The 3,143-nt window shown below is 42.4% G+C and carries 5 protein-coding genes; 3 read left to right on the top strand and 2 right to left on the bottom strand.

Going from position 1 to position 3,143, the window contains the following annotated elements; genetic code table 11:
• Positions 1-237 precede the first annotated feature (237 nt).
• A complete protein-coding gene (locus tag VFM80_RS06795) occupies positions 238-1,263 on the bottom strand; it encodes an LLM class flavin-dependent oxidoreductase (RefSeq protein WP_395070841.1) in 1,026 nt (341 codons plus the stop codon).
• Between the two features lie 173 nt (positions 1,264-1,436).
• Between VFM80_RS06795 and VFM80_RS06790 the strand changes: the two genes are divergently transcribed.
• From VFM80_RS06790 to VFM80_RS06780, 3 genes are read left to right on the top strand one after another with little or no spacing between them, the layout of a single operon-like run.
• A complete protein-coding gene (locus VFM80_RS06790) occupies positions 1,437-1,676 on the top strand; it encodes a DUF6364 family protein (RefSeq protein ID WP_395070839.1) in 240 nt (79 codons plus the stop codon).
• A complete protein-coding gene (locus VFM80_RS06785; protein WP_395070837.1) occupies positions 1,673-2,089 on the top strand; it encodes a type II toxin-antitoxin system VapC family toxin in 417 nt (138 codons plus the stop codon). The genes VFM80_RS06790 and VFM80_RS06785 overlap by 4 nt, the downstream gene beginning before the upstream one ends.
• Complete coding sequence (locus tag VFM80_RS06780; RefSeq protein WP_395070835.1) at positions 2,082-2,435, top strand: DUF488 domain-containing protein; 354 nt, start codon at positions 2,082-2,084, stop codon at positions 2,433-2,435. Before VFM80_RS06785 ends, VFM80_RS06780 begins: the two co-directional genes overlap by 8 nt.
• Positions 2,436-2,636: 201 nt before the next feature.
• Here the strand turns inward: VFM80_RS06780 and VFM80_RS06775 are convergent, their stop codons facing one another.
• Entirely contained in the window at positions 2,637-3,101 is a 465-nt protein-coding gene (locus tag VFM80_RS06775; RefSeq protein ID WP_395070833.1) for a cupredoxin domain-containing protein, read from the bottom strand.
• Positions 3,102-3,143: the final 42 nt, after the last annotated feature.

Genomic DNA, 3,143 nt, shown 5'->3' with positions numbered 1-3,143 from the left:
CTGCTAGTTCTCCGGCTGGTTTACGAAGTTGTTCTGCGATCAGCTTTAAGTCTTCCATAGAAACTTTTGCTTTTTTAGTTAGCTTTTTTTCGGAAATGGCAAGAGCATTCTCACCCGCTGTCGGTATTCTTTATACTTCTCCCCGTGACTTCGAATCAAATCCCGTTCTCAAACCATATGCCTATAAAAATATAATCCGTTGTGAAAATTGCAAATAAAAGATGCAGCCGGAATAAACTACCCTAACTTCTCCCTAACAACAGGTGCCACCTCTTTCGCAAACAACTCGATAGATCGCAGAAGTTTTTCATGCGGAACACTGCCTACACTCATCTGAAGCAGGAAACGATCATGCCCAAAGATCTCATGCTGATACATGATCTTATCGATGATATCCTGAGGATTTCCCACCGCGTTCGCTCCTTTAAGGGTGATGGAAGCGTCAAACTGCTGGCGACTCATGGGCGGCCAGCCGCGCTCTTTTCCTATTTTGTCCATGGTAGTTTTGAAGGCAGGAAATGCAATATCGGCAGCTTCTTCAGTGGTATCGGCTATAAAACCGTGTGAGTTGATGCTTACCCTTTGCTCAGGCTGATCGTAGTCTGCGGCACCCCGTTTGTGGATATCCACCATTTGTTTAAACTGCGACGGCTGACCTCCAATAATTGCGATCGCCATCGGCATTCCCATCGCTCCTGCTTCGTAAGCAGATTTAGGCGTTCCACCCACTGCTCTCCAAACAGGCAATTTATCCTGATAGGGCCTCGGATAAACTCCTCTGTGATCAATGGAAGGTCGGTGTTTACCTTCCCAGCTTATCACTTCCTTCTCACGTAATTTCATCAGCAATTGAAGCTTCTCAAGAAATAATTCTTCATAGTCCTGAAGATCATGGCCAAACAAGGGGAACGACTCTACAAAAGAACCACGGCCCACCATAATTTCAGCCCGGCCTTTTGAAAGAAGGTCAATAGTAGAAAACTGTTGATATACCCGAACCGGATCTTCCGAACCCAGCACCGTTACCGCTGAACTCAGTTTGATGTTCTTGGTACAAGCAGCCGCAGCCGCCAATAATGTTGATGGAGATGACGATACGTACTCTTCCCTGTGATGCTCCCCGATTGCAAACACATCCAGCCCCAGCTCATCGGCCAGCTCAATTTCTTCCATAAGCTGATTAAGTCGTTTTGCAGGATGCTGAAGTTCACTTTCTCCTTCTATGGGCGTATTTTCTACAAAAGTATAAATGCCTAATTCCATGTTTCTCTGTTTTCTGAATGCTTTATTTGTTTAATGTTAAACTAATCATTTTCAGTGAGAGTTACTCCTTCCCTTTAATAGATTCATCTTATTGAGTACATATTTTGTTTCTTTCTATTTCACTGTATACGTATTATTTATTATATTATACGTGCATTATTAAACTTGATACTATGAAATCAAAATTAACACTTTCCATAGAGGGTGAAGTCATAAAGCAAGCTAAAGAACTTGCCAAGAAAAATGACAGCACCGTGTCCCAAATGTTCACTGATTTTGTCGAGTCTCAGAAAAAGATGCAGAAAAAGTTAACAGCTCTAAATAAAATCAGCGGTTCAATAACTGCCAATGTAGCTGCAGAAGGTGGGGAAGATTACGGAGACCATCTTCACAAAAAACATGGCTGGGAATGACCTTTCTCGATACCAATATTTGTTTGGATCTTTTAGTACAAAGGAGTCCCTGGCACGGTGTGGTTGAGCGAATCATTCAATTTCATATTCATAGTAATTTTGAGTTGGGTGTGAGTGTAATATCAATTCCTACCCTTGCCTATTTGATTGACCGGCATCACAAAGAGTATAATTCTAAAGAAGTATTAAGAGAATTCTCGGAATTTGTTGATTTCTTAAAAGTTGATTCAGATCAAACCTTGCGTTCAATTTTCAGCAATTGGAATGACCTTGAAGATACCATGCAGTTTCAGTGTGCTAAATTTCATAGCGCACAAATGATCATCACACGAAACACCAAGGATTTTAAATTATCAACCATTCCAGTATTTCACCCGGAAGAATGGGCTAAAACGTTTATTGATAATGCTTAAAACCAAACGCGTATACGAAGAACCATCTAAAGATGACGGCTACCGAATCCTCACCGAACGACTATGGCCACGTGGCGTTTCCAAAGAACGGGCTGCATTGGATAAGTGGATGAAATCGATCGCTCCCAGTCATGATCTGCGGAAATGGTTCGGTCACGATGCTGATAAATGGGAGGAGTTTAAGGAGCGTTATCGAAGAGAGTTATTCGGCTCGGATGCTGTGAACGAAATGCTGGAGATCATCAAGAATCACGAAACGGTGACGATGGTGTATGCTTCCAAGGATGAGGAGTACAACAGTACGGTTTTATTGAAGGGATTTTTGGAGGATTTGTTAGACAAGTAGTTTTTAATAGCCTCATAATTCAGTAAGGGCGCATTGCAATGCGCCCTTACTGAATTATCTCAGACTTGTTCAAGCGTCTCGCTAGACTTTTAATGATACTTTGACTGATTGTGCTTATCAAAACACCGCACAAACGAGACGCCTGCGCTAGATATTTGGGATGATTTATTATTCACCGTAGGGGCAATTCATGAATTACCCCTACGGTAGTAATTTCTCAGTTTCGCGATTCAGCATTTCTATGATGGAACCGGGAATTCTTTCGACAGGGTAATCCGGCATTTCATTGACCTCTCCTACCAAAATACGTCCGGCATGTCCCATTCGTTCATGGGGAAGACAGAAATAATCATACATACCGGCCTCATCTAATGTTAAGAACCAGGTTTGTCCGGAGGTGAGCATTCCTGAATCAAAAGATTGGGCTGTTTTAGGAATTCGTTGTGGACGACGATTATCAGGATGATAACCTGTAACCGTGTGCAATCCCTCCACCACTTCAAACCGGATCACATCGCCCGGCTGAACCTGCAATACTACCGGTTCAAAGCGGGCATCTTCTGCTGGTCCCAAAACTTTGACGGTGAGGGTGTCCGTCGGTAGCGCATAGGTTGAAAATGAAATTCCGAATACAAAAATCAGAAATACGACAGTGAAGAGTTTCATGATCTCATCATTTAAATTTTACCGTAGGGGCAATTCATGAAT

Origin of the sequence: Gracilimonas sp. (genome assembly GCF_035704785.1) — a bacterium.
Classification (GTDB): domain Bacteria; phylum Bacteroidota; class Rhodothermia; order Balneolales; family Balneolaceae; genus Gracilimonas.
This window is presented reverse-complemented; position numbering and strand designations above follow the sequence as displayed.